At 37.7% G+C, this 20,233-nt stretch carries 15 protein-coding genes and 1 riboswitch; of the genes, 8 read left to right on the top strand and 7 right to left on the bottom strand.

All coding sequences use genetic code 11. The annotated features are described in order from the left end of the window. Positions 1–210 precede the first annotated feature (210 nt). The 4 genes from hemG (at position 211) to MHB44_RS20215 (ending at position 7,741) form a co-directional block, all read left to right on the top strand. A complete protein-coding gene (gene hemG / locus MHB44_RS20230; protein ID WP_341303014.1) occupies positions 211–1,605 on the top strand; it encodes a protoporphyrinogen oxidase in 1,395 nt (464 codons plus the stop codon). A gap of 98 nt (positions 1,606–1,703) precedes the next feature. Then, positions 1,704–1,803, top strand: a riboswitch (SAM riboswitch). Between the two features lie 95 nt (positions 1,804–1,898). Further along, the gene (locus MHB44_RS20225; protein ID WP_341300606.1) at positions 1,899–3,743 is read left to right on the top strand and encodes a bifunctional homocysteine S-methyltransferase/methylenetetrahydrofolate reductase; all 1,845 of its coding nucleotides are present in this window, start codon (positions 1,899–1,901) and stop codon (positions 3,741–3,743) included. After that, the gene (metH, locus tag MHB44_RS20220; RefSeq protein ID WP_341300605.1) at positions 3,736–7,167 is read left to right on the top strand and encodes a methionine synthase; all 3,432 of its coding nucleotides are present in this window, start codon (positions 3,736–3,738) and stop codon (positions 7,165–7,167) included. The genes MHB44_RS20225 and metH overlap by 8 nt, the downstream gene beginning before the upstream one ends. A 73-nt stretch (positions 7,168–7,240) precedes the next feature. Further along, positions 7,241–7,741: an N-acetyltransferase family protein gene (locus MHB44_RS20215; RefSeq protein ID WP_341300604.1), complete on the top strand. Its 501-nt coding sequence runs from the start codon at positions 7,241–7,243 to the stop codon at positions 7,739–7,741. A gap of 453 nt (positions 7,742–8,194) precedes the next feature. Here the strand turns inward: MHB44_RS20215 and MHB44_RS20210 are convergent, their stop codons facing one another. Then, entirely contained in the window at positions 8,195–8,626 is a 432-nt protein-coding gene (locus tag MHB44_RS20210; RefSeq protein ID WP_341300603.1) for a PhoU family transcriptional regulator, read from the bottom strand. Positions 8,627–9,098: 472 nt separating this feature from the next. On the opposite strand from MHB44_RS20210, the gene MHB44_RS20205 reads away from it, so the two are divergent. The 3 genes from MHB44_RS20205 (at position 9,099) to MHB44_RS20195 (ending at position 12,026) form a co-directional block, all read left to right on the top strand. After that, positions 9,099–10,130 carry a fatty acid desaturase gene (locus MHB44_RS20205; protein ID WP_341300602.1) on the top strand — a complete coding sequence of 344 codons (1,032 nt, stop codon included), beginning with the start codon at positions 9,099–9,101 and terminating at the stop codon, positions 10,128–10,130. A gap of 260 nt (positions 10,131–10,390) precedes the next feature. Beyond that, complete coding sequence (locus tag MHB44_RS20200) at positions 10,391–11,398, top strand: sensor histidine kinase (protein WP_341303013.1); 1,008 nt, start codon at positions 10,391–10,393, stop codon at positions 11,396–11,398. Between the two features lie 16 nt (positions 11,399–11,414). Further along, positions 11,415–12,026 (top strand): response regulator transcription factor, encoded by a 612-nt coding sequence (locus MHB44_RS20195; RefSeq protein WP_053995333.1) that lies wholly within the window; start codon positions 11,415–11,417, stop codon positions 12,024–12,026. A 51-nt stretch (positions 12,027–12,077) separates the two neighbouring features. On the opposite strand, the gene MHB44_RS20190 is transcribed toward MHB44_RS20195, so the two are convergent. The 5 genes from MHB44_RS20190 to MHB44_RS20170 form a co-directional block, all read right to left on the bottom strand. Further along, positions 12,078–13,052 (bottom strand): proline dehydrogenase family protein, encoded by a 975-nt coding sequence (locus tag MHB44_RS20190; protein WP_053995334.1) that lies wholly within the window; start codon positions 13,050–13,052, stop codon positions 12,078–12,080. A gap of 1,049 nt (positions 13,053–14,101) precedes the next feature. Then, positions 14,102–15,355, bottom strand: coding sequence for a trypsin-like serine protease (locus MHB44_RS20185; RefSeq protein WP_341300601.1), 1,254 nt, complete (start codon positions 15,353–15,355; stop codon positions 14,102–14,104). A 40-nt stretch (positions 15,356–15,395) separates the two neighbouring features. Further along, positions 15,396–15,809, bottom strand: a complete 414-nt coding sequence (locus MHB44_RS20180) for a hypothetical protein (protein ID WP_053995337.1) — start codon at positions 15,807–15,809, stop codon at positions 15,396–15,398. Positions 15,810–16,763: 954 nt separating this feature from the next. Continuing rightward, positions 16,764–17,537, bottom strand: a complete 774-nt coding sequence (fetB, locus tag MHB44_RS20175; protein WP_341300600.1) for an iron export ABC transporter permease subunit FetB — start codon at positions 17,535–17,537, stop codon at positions 16,764–16,766. Further along, entirely contained in the window at positions 17,534–18,265 is a 732-nt protein-coding gene (locus MHB44_RS20170; protein WP_053995339.1) for a phosphate ABC transporter ATP-binding protein, read from the bottom strand. Before MHB44_RS20170 ends, fetB begins: the two co-directional genes overlap by 4 nt. A gap of 96 nt (positions 18,266–18,361) precedes the next feature. Between MHB44_RS20170 and MHB44_RS20165 the strand changes: the two genes are divergently transcribed. Next, entirely contained in the window at positions 18,362–18,862 is a 501-nt protein-coding gene (locus MHB44_RS20165; protein ID WP_341300599.1) for a methylated-DNA--[protein]-cysteine S-methyltransferase, read from the top strand. 64 nt (positions 18,863–18,926) lie between these two features. Here MHB44_RS20165 and MHB44_RS20160 read toward each other — a convergent pair whose 3' ends face one another. Continuing rightward, positions 18,927–20,225: an ammonium transporter gene (locus MHB44_RS20160; RefSeq protein WP_341300598.1), complete on the bottom strand. Its 1,299-nt coding sequence runs from the start codon at positions 20,223–20,225 to the stop codon at positions 18,927–18,929. Positions 20,226–20,233: the final 8 nt, after the last annotated feature.

Genomic DNA, 20,233 nt, shown 5'->3' with positions numbered 1-20,233 from the left:
AGTCAGTATGATTTTCTTCCTTCCCACTGATTGTTAGTTTCATCAATCAGTTTTTTAAATTGTCGCTGCGCTTTCGCAATAGAAAGAGGTATATTGCGAAATTATTTGCAATATACCTCTTTTGCTAATTTTGTAAAGGGTTGAGCGTAATTTTCACTGAAAAAGGTTTATACTGTAGAGAGGAAGAACTAAAAATAGGGGCGGTTTATGATGAAAACAGTTGTTGTATTAGGTGGCGGCATTACAGGATTATGTACAATGCATTATTTGCAGCGTCAGGTCAAGGAAAAAAATATAGATGTACGATTAGTGCTTGTAGAGAAAAATACATATTTAGGCGGTAAATTACATTCAGCCTATGAACAAGACTTTATTATGGAAACAGGTGCTGATTCCATTGTTGCTCGTCATCAAGGTGTAATGGAGCTTGTGCAGGAACTAGACTTTGTAGAGCAATTAGTTTACAACGAAACAGGCACTTCCTATATTTATACAAATAATGAGCTTCATGCGATTCCTGTAGATTCTACATTTGGTATACCAATGAGCGTTGCATCTCTTGAGCAAAGTACGCTTATTTCGGAGCAGGGTAAACAAGAAGCACTAAAAGACTTAACATTACCGAATAAGGGCTTTACAAAAGAAAGCTCAATTGGCGAGTTTTTAACCTACTATTTAGGGGAGGAGCTTGTGCGCAATCAAATTGCCCCTGTGCTGGCTGGCGTTTATTCTGGCGACTTATACCAGCTTTCGATTGCCTCTACCTTACCGTATTTAATTGACTATAAAAATAATTACGGCAGTATTATTAAAGGCTTTGATGCAAATCGTGAGCAATTTACACAGGCAGCAAATAAAAAGTTTATATCGTTTCAAAATGGTTTGACCTCCTTTATTAATCGATTAGAACAAACATTAACAGATGTGGAAATTATTAAGGGTGTTGCAACGATCAGTGTTAAAAAGCAAGAAAAGCACTATATGATTTCTTTAGCAAATAATACAAGCATTGTAGCGGATTATGCTGTTTTAGCACTGCCAAACGAAGCTGTCCAAGGTGTCTTACAGGATACAGCTTTGGATTATTATTTTGACCAATTTACAACTGCTTCCGCAATTACAATTTATTTAGGCTTTAATGTACCAGATGCTCGATTACCAGCAGATGGAACGGGCTATATTGTGTCACATAACTCTGATGTAGTCTGTAATGCAGCAACTTGGACAAGCCGTAAGTGGAAGCATACATCGAAAGATAGCAAATTACTTGTGCGACTCTTTTATAAAAGTATTAATCCAGCGTATGAGCAGTTACGTGCAATGACAGATGAGGAATTGGCGGCAGTTGCCCTAGAGGATGTTCGAAAAAGCCTAGGTATAGAGGACAAGCCTACTGTTGTCAATGTGACAAAATGGATTGATCAAATGCCTAAATATGACTTGGCACATCGTGAAGCATTACAGGGACTGCTACAGGAATTAGATAAGAGCTATCCAAATTTATCAATTGCAGGCTGTTCTTATTTTGGTGTAGGGATTGGTGCTTGTATTCAAAACGGCAAAAAAATTGCTGTGGAGCTTGCAGAAAAATTAGTCGATTTCTAAGACTTTAAGTGAAAAATTCCTTTGTTGCGTGAAATAGTCTTGACTCATTCGCCTGTAAACGATATGATTCTTTTAATTATTTAAAAATTCATACTTAATTCTTATCGAGAGAAGCTGAGGGACTGGCCCAATGAAGCTTCAGCAACCAACTTTATGTCAGGTGCTAAATCCAGAAGACTATTGAGTCGAAGATGAGAAGGAACAACATTGACAAATCGTTAAAGCCTTCTTTTTTATTGAAAGAGGGCTTTTTATTATTATGTATAGAGACAGGAAGGAAGAGAGGCTATTTTATGGGATTGCTTGAGAGATTAAAAACACATGTATTGACAGCAGATGGTGCAATAGGGACAGTGCTTTATGGCTATGGTTTGGAATATTGCCATGAGGAAATGAATGTGCAGAAACCTGAGCTAATTGAAAAGATTCATAGAGAATATATTGCAGCAGGTGCTGATGTGATTCAAACGAATACATATGGCGCAAATGCTATTAAATTAGCTCGTTATGGTTTAGAGTCGCGTGTTCAGCAATTTAATGAAGCAGCGATCACCATTGCAAAGCGTGCAGCAGATGGAGGGCAGTTTGTATTAGGGACAATTGGTGGTATTCGTGGCATTCGTAAAAGTGATGCTACATTAGAGGAAATATTAGCTGCTGTTCAGGAGCAAGCAACTGTGTTACTAGCAGGGAACCCAGATGGTCTTTTACTTGAAACCTATTATGATTTTGAAGAATTAACTGCGACATTAACAATGCTGCGAGCAAAAACAGATGTACCGATTATTGCACAGGTATCAATGCATGAGCCTGGTGTTTTACAAAACGGTATTTCTTTAAACGAGGCATTGCATAAGCTAGAGACATTAGGCGCTGATATTGTGGGCGTGAACTGTCGGCTAGGTCCGCATCATACAATACAAGCATTTGAAGGTGTAGAGCTTCCTGAAAAGGCATTTATGTCAGCTTACCCAAATGCCTCTCTTCTTGATCTCGAGGATGGGCGTGTGGTTTATGAATCAGAGGCTGATTATTTTGGTCGAGCGGCTGTCGCATTACGTGACCAAGGTGTCCGTTTAATCGGAGGCTGCTGTGGCACAACGCCAAAACATATTGCGGCAGCGAAGAAATATTTAGAAGAGCTATCACCAGTTAGTGAGAAGCATGCAAAGCCAACAAAAATTGAGATCGTTCGTGAAGCAGAGCCAGCAAAGTATGAATCCCTTTATGAAAAGGTTAAGCGTGAACGCTCTGTTATTGTAGAGCTGGATACACCTAGACATTTAGAGATTGATGGTTTTATTGAGGGAGCCAAGCAATTATACAATGCAGGTGCTGATGTTGTGATGATGGCAGACAATTCACTAGCCTCTCCACGTATTAGCAATATTGCGATGGGGGCATTACTCAAGGAAACATACGGTGTGCGCCCCCTTACACATATCACTTGTCGAGATCGTAACTTAATTGGTCTTCAGTCGCATTTAATGGGGCTCAATGCTTTAGGTATTCATGATGTATTAGCTGTGACGGGCGACCCTACAAAGGTGGGCGATTTCCCAGGTGCAACAAGTGTTTATGATGTATCCTCCATGGAATTAATACAATTAATCAAGCAGTTAAATGAAGGTGTTTCATTCTCGGGTAAACCGCTGCGTAAAAAGGCGAATTTCTCAGTTGCTGCTGCCTTTAACCCAAATGTGCGTGTACTAGATCGTGCTGTGGCTCGCCTAGAGAAGAAAATTGAACATGGCGCAGACTATTTTATTTCACAGCCTGTTTATACAAAGGAAAAAATTGTCGAAATTTATGAGGCGACAAAGCATTTACAAGCACCGATTTATATCGGGATCATGCCAGTGACAAGCTATAAAAGTGCAGAGTTCTTACATCACGAGGTGCCAGGAATAAAATTATCAGAGGATGCGCTAGCAAGAATGAAGGCTTGTGGCGATGATAAGGAACGTGCAACATTGGAGGGGATTGCCATTGCCCAGGAACTAGTAGAAGTAGCTACGCAATATTTCAATGGTATTTACCTTATTACACCGTTTTTACGCTATGATGTTACATTAGAGTTAATGAAATATATTGAACAATTGGACGAACAGAAAAAAGGAGTAAGTATAGATGGCTAAGCACTTGATTGAAGAGCAACTAGAGAAACGTATTTTAATCCTTGATGGCGCAATGGGTACAATGTTACAAAATGAAAACTTATCGGCTGAGGATTTTGGTGGTGAGGAGCTCGATGGCTGTAACGAAAATCTTGTGCTCACGAGACCTGATATTATTGAGAAAATTCATCGCAAATATTTAGAGGCGGGTGCAGATATTATTTGTACAAATACATTTGGGGGCACACCACTTGTATTAAATGAGTATGATCTTGGTGCAAAAGCAGAAGAAATTAATAAATGTGCAGTAGAGATTGCTCGCCAAGCAGTAGATAGCTTTTCAACTTCTGATTGGCCACGTTTTGTTGCGGGGGCTATGGGTCCAACAACAAAAACATTGTCCGTTACAGGTGGTATTACCTTTGATGAGCTAGAGGAAAATTTCTATGTGCAGGCAAAGGCATTAATTGAGGCAGGCGCAGATGTATTGTTATTAGAAACAAGTCAGGATATGTTAAATGTAAAGGCAGGGACACTTGGTGTAGCACGCGCCTTTGCAGCGACTGGCAAAGAGCTACCTGTGATGATTTCAGGAACCATTGAGCCAATGGGGACGACACTTGCAGGGCAAACCATTGATGCTTTTTATATTTCTATTGAGCATATTAAGCCATTATCGGTGGGCTTAAACTGTGCAACAGGACCAGAGTTTATGACGGATCATATTCGTTCATTGGCGGAGCTGTCAACAGGCTATATTAGCTGTTATCCAAATGCTGGCTTGCCTGATGAGGAAGGCTGTTATCATGAGTCGCCAGAATCTCTATCACAAAAACTAAAAGGCTTTGCAGAAAAAGGCTGGCTTAATATTGTGGGGGGCTGCTGTGGTACAACGCCAGCCCATATTGCGGCTATTCGTGAGATATTAAAGGATGAAAAGCCACGCCAATTACCTGAAGCAACACATGGTCATGCCGTTTCAGGTATTGAGCCATTATTATATGACGATTCAATGCGTCCATTATTTATTGGTGAGCGAACAAATGTGATTGGCTCTCGTAAATTTAAAAATTTAATTATTGATGGCAAATTTGAGGAAGCAGCGGAAATCGCACGTGCACAGGTGAAAAATGGTGCACATGTTATTGATATTTGTTTAGCGAACCCTGATCGTGATGAATTAGCCGATATACGTGGCTTTATGCAGGAAGTTGTGAAAAAGGTTAAGGTTCCTCTTGTAATTGATTCCACAGATGAAAAGGTAATTGAGGAAGCGCTGAAATTTTCACAAGGTAAAGCGATTATTAACTCGATTAACTTAGAGGATGGGGAAGAACGCTTTGATGCAGTCATGCCGCTTGTGAAAAAATATGGTGCCTCTTTAGTCGTTGGTACAATTGATGAGCAGGGAATGGCTGTTGACCGTTATCGTAAGCTTGAAATTGCGCAACGTTCTTATAAGCTATTAACCGAAAAATGGGGACTTGCGCCAGAGGATATTATTTTTGATCCATTAATGTTCCCAGTAGGCACAGGGGACGAGCAATATATTGGCTCCGCCCTAGAAACAGTTGAAGGTATTCGTCTCATTAAAGAAAAATTGCCGCGCACATTAACGGTACTTGGCGTCAGTAATATTTCATTTGGCTTACCACCTGTTGGCCGTGAAGTGCTCAATGCCGTCTATCTTTACCACTGTACACAGGCAGGCTTAGATTATGCCATTGTAAATACGGAAAAGCTAGAGCGTTATGCGTCTATTCCAGAAGAGGAAATTAAACTAGCGAATGACTTATTATTTAATACAAACGATGAAACATTAGCAGTATTTACTGATTTCTATCGTGATAAAAAGAAAGAAAAAACAGAAGCGGATATTCCTAAAACGGTTGAAGGTCGTTTAGCTTACTATATATTGGAAGGTACAAAAGAGGGTCTTATTGAGGATTTAGAGGCTGCTCGTGAAATCTTTGAGTCACCGCTGGCTATTATTAATGGACCTTTAATGGATGGTATGGCAGAGGTAGGTCGTTTATTTAATGATAATCAGCTAATTGTAGCCGAAGTTTTACAATCAGCAGGGGTTATGAAGGCTGCTGTTGCATATTTAGAGCAATTTATGGAAAAAAATGACGAGAGCTCGGGTAAAGGAAAAATGGTGCTCGCTACTGTAAAGGGTGATGTACACGATATTGGGAAAAACCTTGTCGATATTATTTTAAGTAATAATGGCTATAAAGTTGTTGATTTAGGTATTAAGGTAACGCCTGCGCAATTGATTGAAGCGATTCGTAAGGAAAAGCCCGATTTTATCGGCTTATCAGGCTTGCTTGTGAAATCAGCACAGCAGATGGTGATTACTGCTCAAGATTTTAAAGAGGCGGGGATTGATGTACCTATTTTGGTTGGTGGTGCAGCACTATCTCGACGCTTTACAGAAACAAAAATTGCAGATGAGTATAATGGTCCCGTTATTTATGCGAAGGATGCGATGCAAGGATTAGAGCAAGCCAATCGCTTAATGGATAAGGATGCACGTGTAAACTTTTTAGCAGAAATCGAGGAATCTCGCCAAAAGCGTATCGAGGCAGATGCCAAACGTGCCGCTCGTCCTGCTAAAGAGGTACTAGTAAAGCCTGTACGTACGGTAAAGGAGGCGTCTGTATTTGTACCTGCTGATGTACGTCGCCATGTGAAAAAAGATTATGCTGTATCACATTTATATCCGTATGTTAATATGCGTACATTGTTAGGGCATCATTTAGGCTTAAAGGGACAGGTGCAGCAGCTACTGGATGCTGGCGATACAAGAGCTACAGAGCTTAAGGATTTAGTGGATGATTATTTAAGAAGCGATTTGTTAAAGCCATCAGGTTTATATCAGTTTTTCCCTGCACAGGCAGATGGGGATGATGTGATTGTTTATGATCCTGCCGATAGCAAAACGGAAATTGAGCGCTTTACGTTCCCACGCCAGCAAGTAGAACCTTTTTTATGCCTTGCTGATTTCTTAAAAACGGTTGATAGTGGCGAGATGGACTATATTGCATTAATGGTAGTAACGGCTGGACAAGGGGTTATGGCACAGGCTCGTCAGTTAAAAGAGGATGGAAAATTCCTTGAAAGCCATGCTCTACAATCGACTGCACTAGAGCTAGCAGAGGGCTTTGCGGAGCGTATGCATCAGGAAATTCGCGACCAATGGGGCTTCCCTGATGCAACGGATTTCACAATGCGTGATCGTTTTGCTGCAAAATATCAAGGGCAACGCTTTTCATTCGGCTATCCTGCATGTCCAAACTTAGAGGACCAAGAGAAGCTATTTGGTCTGTTAAAGCCTGAGGATATTGGTGTTCATTTAACTGAAGGTTTTATGATGGAGCCGGAGGCATCTGTATCAGCCATTGTCTTTGCTCATCCCGATGCTCGCTACTTTAATGTATAAAACGTAAACTATAATAAACATGACCCTCTTTTCTTATGGAGGGTCATTTTGTGAGAAAAAGGAGATGAGTGGGATGATTCGCATGATGGAAGAAAAAGATGTGCCTGAGGTATTGGCTATTTATAACGATATTATTTTAACAAGCAAGGCAGTTTATCGTTATGAAATCCAAACATTAGCGGAAAAAGTACAATGGTTTAATGAGCAGCAGGCAGCGGGAAATCCATTGCTTGTCTTTGAGGACAATGGGGTGGTAGCTGGCTTTGCAACATACAGCCAATTCCGTCCATATCCAGGCTATCAATATACAATGGAGCATTCTGTCTATGTGCATAAAGAGCATTACCAAAAGGGCATTGCGACAAAGCTAATGCAAGAATTAATTCGACTAGCTGAGGAGCAAGGTGTCAAAACCTTAATCGCTGGCATTGATGGCGAAAATAGTGCCAGCATTAAAGCACACGAAAAATTAGGCTTTGAATATGCAGGTACAATTAAGAATGCAGGCTATAAATTTGGTGAATGGTTAGACCTTATATTTTATCAATTGGTGTTAAAAGGACCGAAGTTGTAGAAAATGAACCATCTAATCCCACACTAGATGGTTCATTTGTTTTAAAGGGATGAGAAGGTTTTTGAAAAAAGGGGAGTGTAGGGTTTATTGGGGATTTAGAAGATGTAAACTCTGTTACACCAATGCATCTGTGTTTCCCCCTGTGTTCTATACCATATAGTTAATTCCTATAAAACCTGTGTCATGGGTTTGTATCTGCAATGACTTGCATTTTTATTTCATATGGATAACTCATAGAAAAAGCATCTTCAAACTCTAATTAGAAGATGCTTTTTGTCTTTGTCTATCGTGTGGGGCAGTCCCATGCTTGAGTATCAACGACCATGGATCTATACATCTACAGAGAGAACTTATCTTATGAATTTTAAGATGAACCAGAAAATTAATCAGGTTTCTGAAAAAATACTCATCATAGGGATTAGTACTGCAAAACATAAACACTTTGTTTGTGCTTTAGTTGCTTACGGGATTATTTTGTGGTTCATCGTTAGACGTTATTTGATATTGCCATACTTTCCCGTCTTCTCCTAAATAAAAATAAGAATACATGAAGGTTTTTTTATCCATGAAGTTAATATATAGCTGATATTCAAGATTCCCCTCTTTAATTTCTTCAAAAGCCACGCTTTCCAAACTTCGATTATATTCAAAATCATTGTTTTGAGTTGAATCGTATAGCCATGTTTCCGTATTATCAACTACATCAGCCAGCTTCTCTGCTCCAAATCTTTTTCTTACTTCATTATAAGTTAAGCCTATTTCTGCATGTTCCTCCAAAAATCTATTAGTAATGTCGATTTCCTGAGTTGCGCTATTTTTACTCCCATTTGAACAAGCAGCAAGAAGAACAATTAAGAAAATCGAACAAACTACTATTTTTCGCATTTTACAGCCACCTCTTTCTTATAATTGATTGTTTATATTGTTTTTATTTTAAAATTTACATGCTACTAGAATTTATTTTAAAGGAGATAATCGTTTATCTGCAATGTGGGTAGCAAATACTTATCTTAAAGTTCATGTGTTCACCATCGACACTACCAAATCATTTTTTTGCATCACTGAAGATGGAATAAGAAAGTCCAGGGCTGCTTTACAAAAAGAACGCAAAGAGCGAGAGTTGGCTATCATTAATATGATTCAGAAAGGATAGATTGATGCTAAGATTGCCTTACCAGCCAACAGTATTATCTCTCTCGGGAAACATCTTGCTAACTAAATGAAATAGAGATTAACAAACATCATAAAAAGGATATGACATTTGTCATATCCTTTTTATGATGTTTGCGTCTGTTATGAATTAGGCGCTTGTTTTATGATGAGGTCATAAGGAAAAAAAGAAACGAGGGAGTAAAGGATGGCAACAGATAAAGAAAAAACAAAAAAATTACGTCAAGATGTAGCGCCATTTGCCAAGTCAGATACAGGTAAAAGTGTATTTCAAATGATTAACACAATTGCACCGTTACTTGTATTATGGGTAGCTGGCTATTTATTAGTAGATGTTTCGCCATGGTTAACAGCAGGTTTAAGCATTATTTCAGCAGGATTTGTCGTACGAACATTTATTATCTTTCACGATTGTACACACGGCTCATTTTTCAAAAGTAAAAAGGCAAACGACTGGGTTGGATTTTTTACAGGCGTGTTAACATCATTCCCCTATGAAAAATGGAAACGTGAACATACAATTCACCATGCAACAAGCTCAAACTTAGATAAGCGTGGTATCGGTGATATTGATATGATGACAGTGGAAGAATATATGCAAGCTTCTAAAGGACAACGCTTATGGTATCGCTTTTATCGTAATCCGTTTGTGATGTTTGGACTAGGACCTTTATATATGGTGCTTATTTTAAATCGCTTTAATCGTAAAGATGCGAAAAAGAAGGAACGTTTGAATACAATTTTAACAAATATCGTTATGGTGGGAATTTGTGCCGCTTTAATTTACTTTTTAGGCTGGCAGGCATTTTTATTAGTGCAAGGAGTTACATTATTTGTTGCTGGTTCTCTAGGTATTTGGTTATTTTATATTCAGCACACATATGAAGATTCTTATTTCGAGCATGACTCAGAGTGGGACTACGTGAAGGCTGCCGTTGAAGGTAGTTCATATTATAAATTGCCAAAAATTTTGCAATGGGTAACTGGGAATATTGGTTTCCACCATGTGCATCACTTAGCTCCTCGTGTACCTAACTATAATCTTGAAAAAGCACATAATGAAACACCACCATTACACATGGCGACAACCATTACTTTACGTACAAGCTTGGAATCCATACGTTATAAGCTATATGATGAAGAGCAGGGTAAATTTGTAACGTTTAAAGAAGTGAATGACATTATAAGACGCAAAGAAAAAGGCAGTATTGCTGCTTAGTCGAGGACAGCCATCTCTTTTAAGGGAGATGGCTGTTTTAAATGCTTGCTTGAGGCGTAATCAGCATAAATTTAATTTTCTTGTTATAATAAGGGAAAAGTAGGAAAGAGCGTGAGATTATGTTGAGAAAATGGCATAGTATTATTCCAAATAGTCCAATGCTCAGTATATATTTATGGGTTATTTTTTGTTTCCTTCCGTTTTTCTTTATTTTTCGGAAATCATCCTATATAGAAATATCTATCGGTATTACTTTTTTGATGGTTTATTTTATTTTCTATCGATTTTCTGTGAATGCGAAAAGCGGTTTAGTGTATATGTGGATCAGCTTTGAAATGGTTATTAACATCATGATGACCATTTTATATGGCTATGTATATTTATCTATTTTTACAGCCTTTTTTATCGGCAATATACGACGACCTGTTGGCTTTTATATTATGTACGGCTTGCATATTGGCTTTACAGTTATTTCAACAGGTGTTGGCTTTTTTATTGAGTTGCAATTATTTTTATCGCAGTTACCATTTGTTGTGTTAACAATTTTAGCAGTTGTTTTACTGCCATTGACCATTTATTCAAAAAATAAGCGTGAAAACTTAGAGGGACAGCTAGAAACAGCTAATGAACGTATTGCGGAGTTAATTGTTTTTGAGGAGCGACAGCGTATTGCACGTGACCTTCATGATACATTAGGGCAAAAATTGTCCATGATTGGCTTGAAAAGCGATCTAGCATCCAGACTGATTGCACGTGACCCACAGCAAGCTTTAATAGAAATTAAAGATATACGTCAAACGGCTAGCATTGCCTTAAAAGAGGTTCGTGAATTAGTGTCAGATATGCGGACAGCGAAATTTGAGGATGAACTAATGCGGATCTCTCAAATATTAAAGGCTGCAGAAATGGAGTTTGTTTTTGATGGCGATAAACATGCATTACATGTGCCACCGCTTGTCGAAAATGTTTTATCCATGTGCTTAAAAGAAGCTGTTAATAATGTTGTGAAACATAGTGGTGCTACTAAGTGTGAAATTGCTTTCCATCAAAATTTTAAAGAGGTTTACTTAATTGTTCGAGATAACGGACAAGGCATTAAGAAAAAGCAAGCGTGGAAAACGGGTAATGGCTTAAAGGGAATGCAAGAACGTTTAGAGTTTATCAATGGTTCCTTTAAAATTGAAAGTGATGAAGGAACGACCTTAACAGTCATCATTCCAGTAACGATTACGCATCAAAATGTCCAAGAAAATCTAAAGAACATATAGAAATGAGGCTGATGACATGATACGAATTGTGATTGCTGAAGATCAAGGGATGCTATTAGGCGCTCTTCGCTCTTTATTGAGTATGGAGGAAGATATGGAGGTCGTTGGCTTAGCAAAAAATGGTGAGGAAGCATTAATGCTTGTGGAAGAGCATCAGCCTGATATTTGTATTATGGATATTGAAATGCCAGTGAAAACGGGCTTAGATGCTGCAGAGGCATTGCATAATGCTAGCTCTACATGTAAGGTGATTATCTTAACAACATTTGCAAGACCTGGCTATTTTGAGCGTGCCCGCAAAGCAAGTGTGCGTGGGTATTTATTAAAAGATAGCCCTATTGAGGAGTTAGTAAGTGCTATCCGTACGATCGTGGACGGTAAGCGCATCTATGCACCGGAGCTTGTTGATTTTGTTTATGAGGATGATAGTGAAAATCCTTTAACGGAGCGTGAAAGTCAGGTGCTCACACTTGTAGCAGAGGGCAAGACGACAAAGGAAATTGCGGCAGAGCTATTTCTTTCAGCGGGAACGGTGCGCAACTATATTTCCACGATTTTAGAAAAATTAAATGTCGGCAATCGTATTGAAGCTATTGCACGTTTTAAGGAAAAGGGCTGGAATAAATAAACAAAGAACCTTATCGCACTAAAAATGCGGCAAGGTTCTTTTTACATGGCTTTATTTCTTACGTTTTGTTAAACGTCCAAGCACGAATGCACCTGCTGCTACTGCAAGCACTGTATTTGTTTTTTTCGTAAATACTTGCTTTGTTACAAGATTAAGGTTTTGAGGACGTTCAGCTAGACGGCGCATAAAGTAGCCGTACCAATCCTCACCAAATGGCACATAGACGCAGAAATTATAGCCTTCTTTAGCAAGCTCCTTTTGCATTTCTGTACGGAAACCATAGAGCATTTGGAATTCAAATTTATCAAATGGAATATTATGCTCTGCTACAAAGCGTTTCACATGGGCAATAATATTATGGTCATGTGTTGCGATGGATGTAAACTTACCATGTAGCAAATGATATTCGATTAATTCAATAAAGTTTAAGTCAATATCTAATTTATCTTGATAGGCTACCTCGATTGGCTCTTTATAAGCGCCTTTTACAATACGTAGACGATAGTCCTTGAACTTTTCAATATCTTCTTTTGCGCGGTAAAAGTATGATTGAATCACTGTTCCAACATTATCAAATGTTTTCGATAGCTCTTCTACCATATCAAAGGATACTTGAAGACGATCATAATTTTCCATATCAAAGTTAACAAATATATCGTACGCAGCAGCTTTTTCTACAATTTCATATAAGTTGTCATAGCAAAAATCAACATCAATATCTAAGCCTAATTGAGAAGGCTTTAATGAAATATGGGCGTCAACACCGTTGTCATGAATGGCTTCAATAACAGTAAGGATTTGTTCTTTTGCCTTCGTTGCTTCTTCTTTACTTGAAACAAATTCACCTAGGTTATCGACTGTACAAGAAATATTGTGTGCATTCAGTTCTTTAATGCTTGCAATTGTTTCTTCAACATTTGTACCAGCTACTACACTTTGGGCACCTAATTTTAGACCGTATTTCTTTGCAGCACTATTTAATAGTTGGTTTTCAGATAAATGGATGAAAAAATCGCGTAATAACATGGTCATTCTCCTAACTGCATTTTCTTTTTAGTATAGCATAAATTTTAAAAACTATAATTATTTCGCACTAAGTGTATTTCACGACAAACACATGAATATGTGTCCTAATAAATTTTTTGATGGTTCGCTTTTTGAGAAAAGGTTACCAAACGAGGTACTTAATTGTCTATTCATTGATAAGTATCTCATTTCGTAGTTATCTTTTTTCAGGATTCCTTATAAATCCAATAACTTTTCTAAATGTTTGGTTGGGTTGGCACAAATCATAAATCGTTTCTTCGGTAGTCTCAACTTTTTCTGTGTCATCCAGTTTTCATACATGTAAAGCTGATTTTCGGATGATATTTAAGTAGAAAGTTGTTTGTTTTTCCAGTGCATGATGGGTATCTTCACGAAAGGTCATAATTAAATGCCAATGATAGCTTTCCACCATCTAATATCCTCGAATCGCTCGTGTGATTTCCTTCACATTTAATGATAGTTTGTGTCTATCGTTGTTTTGCCCTATGATCATCGTATTATGTGTCATGGCCGTATTTTAAGTTCTGTCCATACTTTACTTTTGAGGAAGCTAATTGATGTCTGGGCGCTGCTAGTATTCACGTTTTTGGACACAACTATGCGTTTTTTCCACGATCTCTGTATACACATGTGTTGTGCTCATTTTATATTAGACTTTTCTCGTTTGGTGTTTGTCTGTTACTAAATTTAAATAATTGAATCACTCATTCATTTCATTCAGCTCCCTTTAAAAACTGAGGATATACTGTATATTTCTATTTTTCCTCACTTGTATTTGTCGTGTATACTTCGTTTTGCGAATACAAAAATTATTTGGCACTTATCATTGATCTATATATAATACATAGTGGAGTTACTATGGGGTTACTGAATCTTCCAATTCAGCAAACCCCAGAAATGCACCATACCGACCTATACAAAATAGCCGCTATCCAAAAACAAAGGATACACGGCTATTTGTCATACATATCGAAAGACCATATTGTTGTTATATTTCTGGCTTACGTCCTATTTACCACTACTTATTGTTAATTTGCAACCTTCACAATCGAATTACTTGTATACAAGTATGCACTGTAATAATTTAACCCATCCATTATATCTGTAAAACAGGTGTAAGAAGCATTTCCACCTACAAGTACACCAGTTAAAGTATTTCCAGTTGTATTTGGACGATATACAGGTCCTCCACTATCTCCATTTGTACCAAATCCACTTGAGTCATCAGGAACTACTATAGAAACTTTTCTAGTTTTCCCATCCGCCCAATTGTTCGTAATAGCTCCTTTTTGAATTACTCTACCGCATTGTTTCGTTGTAATAATACCCGCACGACATACTACTTGACTAAATGCAGGACTAGTAGAGTCAGCAGCTATTAGTTTGTTATCAAAAATTTCTAATGTACTATTATCTGTTGATATTCTAATACCATTAGTAGCATATCGCCCTCCACTTAAAGCATTATCCATTATTTTTACTAAGCCAAAATCTAAGTTTGCTCCCATTGCTTGGGCATGTTGACGACCTACATTATAAGTAAATTGTTTCACAAGAGTACCAGTTCCATTAGATGCTACAGTTCCATGAAAGCAATGAGAAGCAGTTATTAAAAAATAAGATCCATTTTTACTTGCTATTCCCGCAACAGAACAACCCTCTCCATTAATATTAATACCAATTCCTGCACCCAAATTGGTCCAATTCCCTTTTTGGGATTTGTAAAGTTCGAGTATTTCAAATTCTTTTTTTGAAAACACTAAAATATCTCCATACTTGGATTTTAGTTCTGCTATTAAATCTTCCTCTAAAGAATTGTATGAGAGTTTTACCTTCTCATCAAAAATATCTGATACTAAAGAAATAGTAGGTAAATTGCCTTCTCCTCCATAGTAGTCTATTATTTCCTGATAGACAGCCGCTTGTTGTTCGAGTAAATCTTTATGTGTATATGTGCCTGCCTCCACTTCTATATCATTTGACCGAAGGTTGACCAATAGCTGTTGTAAAATTTTATTGGAAGAAACTACACTTTCTTTATATTTGAAATGTAGTTTTCCATTTTCATCAAAGAATAAATCACCGTAATCTTCTGTACTCATATTCATATGTGTCATAGTTAACTTTTTAACCAAAGTATCGAATAATTCCCTTTGTGCCTCCTGTTTATAACTTATTTCCTCTGCATTATTTAATTGCTCATTAGCCAAAGCACGATTACCAAAACTCAATAATACAATACAACAAATAAGAGGTATTACTAAAGCAAACAATCTTTTCATAAAACTCATCTCCTTTTTAAATTTTATTATCTTACACTATTCATTTAAAGGATTCGAAGAGTTTAATTAACGCTGGAACTCTTGAAACATTCATCGAATAGTAGATTTTATCTGTATAAAAAACACTTGTTTTAGCTGACGGATAGTACCATATATCAATAGTTTCCTTTAAATCGTCTTTAAATATGACTTCAAGTTCGAATAAGGCTTCTTCGAATGTGCGGAATTTTGAAGATACAGCAACATCTTGCATAGCTTCTTTAATTACATTAATTTCAGCATCACTATCAATAGTACGTGTACCTAAATCACGGTTGACACCTTTACCAGTCACAATTATTTTGTCAATCTCCCCTGCAAACAGAAATCTTTCCTCTGTCTGACCTTCTTCGCTACAACTAATCAGAAACAGCGATATAGATATTGATAAAATCATAAGTGAAAATTTCTTCATGATTCTCCTCCAATTCCTTTACTTACTTTGACTCTACATGAACCATAAAAACTAGTAACATCAATAACTTTTACTTGTGGTTTAGTAACAATAATAGGTTGATAGTTCAATTTTTGCATCTTAATACCACTTTTCTCTTTTCTTCCTTGATATACTTTTAATTATTAATGACAGTAGAAACAGATAGCCTTGCCAGTTTTATCATTTCTAAAATAGACGACACTTTTATTTTATGGAGATAATACCTAAATTATGGTTTTTATAAAATAATATTACCATATAAAGGTTTAAATAGCGATATTTTATTTGTCTAATTGCACAACAACCACATGAATATGTGTCTTAATAAATTTTTTAGTAGTTCATTGATAAGTGTCTCGTTTCGTAGTTATCTTTTTTCAGGATTCCTTATAAATCCAATAACTTTTCTAAATGTTTGGTTGGGTTGGCACAAATCATAAATCATTTTTTCGGTAGTCTCAACTTTTTCTGTGTCATCCAGTTTGCATACATGTAAAGCTGTTTTTCGGATGATATTTAAGTAAAAAGCTGTTTGTTTTTCAGTGCATGATAGGTATTCCACGAAAGGTCATAATTAAATGCCAATGATAGCTTTCTACCATCTAATATCCTCGAAACACTCGTGCGATTTCCCCTCATATTTAGTAATAGTTTTTTCTGTCGTTGTTTTGCCGTCTATGATCATCGTATTATGTGTTATGGTTATGGTTTAAGTCCTGTCCATTCCTTACTTTTGAGGAAGCCGATTGATATCTGTACGCTCCCAGGGTTCACGTTTTTCGATACATCTATGTGCTTTTCAACGGTCTTTGTATACGTATATAATATGCCCATTTTCTGTTGGACTTTTCTCGTTTAGCGTTTGTCTGTTACTAAATTTAAATAATTGAATCACTCGTTCATTTCCTTTTAAGAACTAAGGATACTGTATATTCACATTTTGTTCCCACGTGTGTTTGTCGTGTTAAATATTTGCATGCGCTCATTAAACAGCACAGGATAGCTTAAAAAGCCAATCATGATACTAGATAAGGTTGCTGTTGTAAGCAGTGCAAAGATAATTAAAAGCTGAAACTGTACAGCTTGGATAGGATCAGCTCCACCGATAATTTGTCCGCTCATCATACCTGGAAGCTGCACTAAGCCGATTGTTTTTTGACTTTCAATAGTAGGAATCATACTAGCTTTTATAGCACTAATCAACTGACGGTGAATAGCCTGTTTTGGTGTTCCACCTAGGGATAAAATAAGCTCCATTTCATCCTTATGACTGGTGATTTCGGCTATAAAACGATTTAAAAATAAAATAGATAATACCATGGAATTGCCGATTAACATACCGCTAATAGGAATGATATATTGAGCAGTTGCCGGCACGATATGAAAGCCGAGTAAGACGCCTTGTGTAACAATTTCTATCGCAACAAGGGTAAGCGCGATCTTCCATGTTATGCCCTTGATACCTGCTCCCTTTTTCCGTGCATTTAATGTCGCAACAATAATCATTAATGCAACCATCAGAAAAATATAGCTATAACTATTTGCATTAAAGACAAATTTTAAAATATAGCCCACTGCAAGCAATTGGACGATGGAGCGAACTGTTGCGATAAGTGTATCTTTTTCAAGCCCTAGCTTTAATGTTTTAGATAGTAGGAGGGGAATGCAGACAAAAATTAGTGTTAATGATAACGTTGTGTATGTCATAGATTCGCCCCCTGTATAAATTCTGCTACACGCGGGTTTGTGGGTGCATTAAGTAAGGTGCTTCTGCCCGCCTCAATTAGCTCACCATCCATCATCACCCATGTATAATGACCGATTGTTAATGCTTGTTGTAAATTATGGGTAATCCAAATCATTGTGACATTGTATTTTTCATTAATAGTGACAATTAACTTTTCAATTTCTTGGACGGATTGACGGTCAAGTGCGGATGTAATTTCATCTAATAATAAAATGGAGGACTGATTAATAAGTGTTCTTGCAATGGAGACCTTTTGCCGCTGTCCTCCTGATAATTCATCGATTGATTGATGCAAAAAGCTTTTAGCTAATCCGACGTCCTCTAAATATTGAGTTGCTTCTTGTTGTGAGAGCTTTTTCCCTTGCAATGTGCGAGGAAGGGCAAGGTTTTCCCATACAGTACCCGCAATCATAGGGGCAGCCTGCAGAGCAATGCCAACATGTCTTCTTAAGGCTGTTGGTTCAAAGGCAGAAATGGGTTGCTGATCGATCCGTATATGCCCTTGTGTTGCTGAAAGAAGGCCATTACATAATTTCAATAGGGTTGTTTTACCCGCACCAGAAGGCCCAACCAGTGTCGTAATTTGCCCTTTTGGAAATGATCCTGTAATTGACTTTAATATCGTTTTATCATTTACTGAGAAATGAACTTGTTGAAAGTGAATAGCAGGCTCGTATAGCGTATTCATGGATGGATACTCCTTTGCAATAGTTAAGTAAACTAACTGTAGCATGAAATCCGTAAAAGATGCAGATGAAAATTAGAAAAATAAGGAGCAGAGGCAATGACAGTATTATATGTTGATAAATTTACATATGAGCAGGGAGATATGTATATTGTGGCTTCAGACGAGGGTATTGTCTATATTGGCACACCAAATATGCCGTTTGATGAGGTTGAAGTATGGGCACGAAAGCCATTTAAAGGATATAGCTTTGAGGAAAATAAAGAAAAGCTCTGGCCCTATATAGAACAGTTAACAGCCTATTTTAAAAGGGAGCTTACTGAATTTGATGTGCCTATCCATGTGAAGGGGACACCCTTTCAATTAGCTGTATGGGATGCATTGAGAGAACTACCATATGGCACAACTGTATCGTATGCAGATATTGCGCAACGAATTGGAAACCCAAAGGCAGTAAGAGCTGTAGGTGGAGCAATTGGCGCAAACCCAATATTAGCCATTATCCCATGCCATCGTGTGATTGGTAAAAATGGTCAGTTAACAGGCTTTCGAAGTGGACTTGCTATGAAGGAATTTTTATTAGAGTTAGAGAGAGCTTAGAACTTATAAGCCTAAAAAAATCTGCCTGCCATCACTGAGATGACAGCGCAGATTTAATGACTGACTATACGTGCTCTTCATGTACATTGTTTGGTGTTTTACCAAAATGCGTTAAACGATGAGCGAACGTTTCTCCTCGTACAGCGGAGCTTTTAAAGATGTCTTGGAATTCATAAGCTGGCGTTCCATGTTCCATTATATCAAGACCCGCAACTTCCTCTTCTACTGTTACACGTAATGGGATAAAGGCTTTAATAATGAATAAACCTGCTGTGACAGATACACTAACCCAAGCAATTGTAGCAATAACACCGACTGCTTGCACACCTAGTAACGCGAAGCCACCGCCATAAAATAAGCCTTGACCGCCAATATCAAATAAACCAACAGCTAATGTCCCCCATACACCACAAATACCATGAACAGCAATTGCACCTACTGGATCATCCACTTTTAATTTCCATTCAAGGAAACGTACACCCTCAACAAGTAATGGAGCAGCGATCATACCGATCACAAGAGAGCCAATAATGCTAACGTTGGCGGCACCTGCTGTAATACCTACAAGTCCTGCTAAAGCGCCGTTTAATGTTAAAGAGCCATCAATATGTCCATAACGGAATTTAGTATAGAAGGCAGTTGCAACTACACCAGCTGCTGCTGCAAAAAATGTATTAGCAATAACACTTGGCACTAGCGCAGGATCAGCTGCTAAAGTAGATGCGCCATTAAAGCCAAACCAACCAAACCAGAGGAGGAACACACCTAAAGCGCCTAATGGAATACTATGTCCTGTAATCACATTGACACGGCCATTTTTATCATATTTACCAAGTCGTGGTCCAATCATAGCAGCTGCAACAAATGCTGCGATAGCGCCTGTTAAGTGCACAACCGTTGAGCCAGCGAAGTCCACAAAGCCTAAGTCTGTTAACCAGCCCTGACCGCTCCAAACCCAATGACCGACGACAGGATAAACTACTAAAGTCATAAGTATGATAATAGCAACATAAGCAAAAATATTTGTACGCTCTGCAACAGCGCCAGATAAAATCGTTGCACCTGTGGCAGCAAACATTGTTTGGAAGATAAAGAATGAAAGATCATCAACACCCTTTAATGCAAAGCCGCTTGTGCCAATAATGCCACCTGCTGTATCCCCAAACATAATTGCGTAGCCACAGAAGAAATAGATAATGCCCCCAAGTGAAATGGTAAGGAAATTTTTCATAATAATATTGACTGCGTTTTTAGAGCGTGTAAATCCTGCCTCAACCATGGCAAATCCTGCATGCATAAAGAATACTAAAATCGTCCCAAGCATGACCCAAACTAAGTTAACAGATAACAAAACCTCATCCATTGAAATCG

The sequence above is a fragment of the Lysinibacillus sp. FSL H8-0500 genome (assembly GCF_038051955.1).
GTDB lineage: Bacteria > Bacillota > Bacilli > Bacillales_A > Planococcaceae > Lysinibacillus > Lysinibacillus macroides.
The sequence above is the reverse complement of the archived record's forward strand: the minus strand, read 5'-3'. Positions and strand labels throughout refer to the sequence as shown.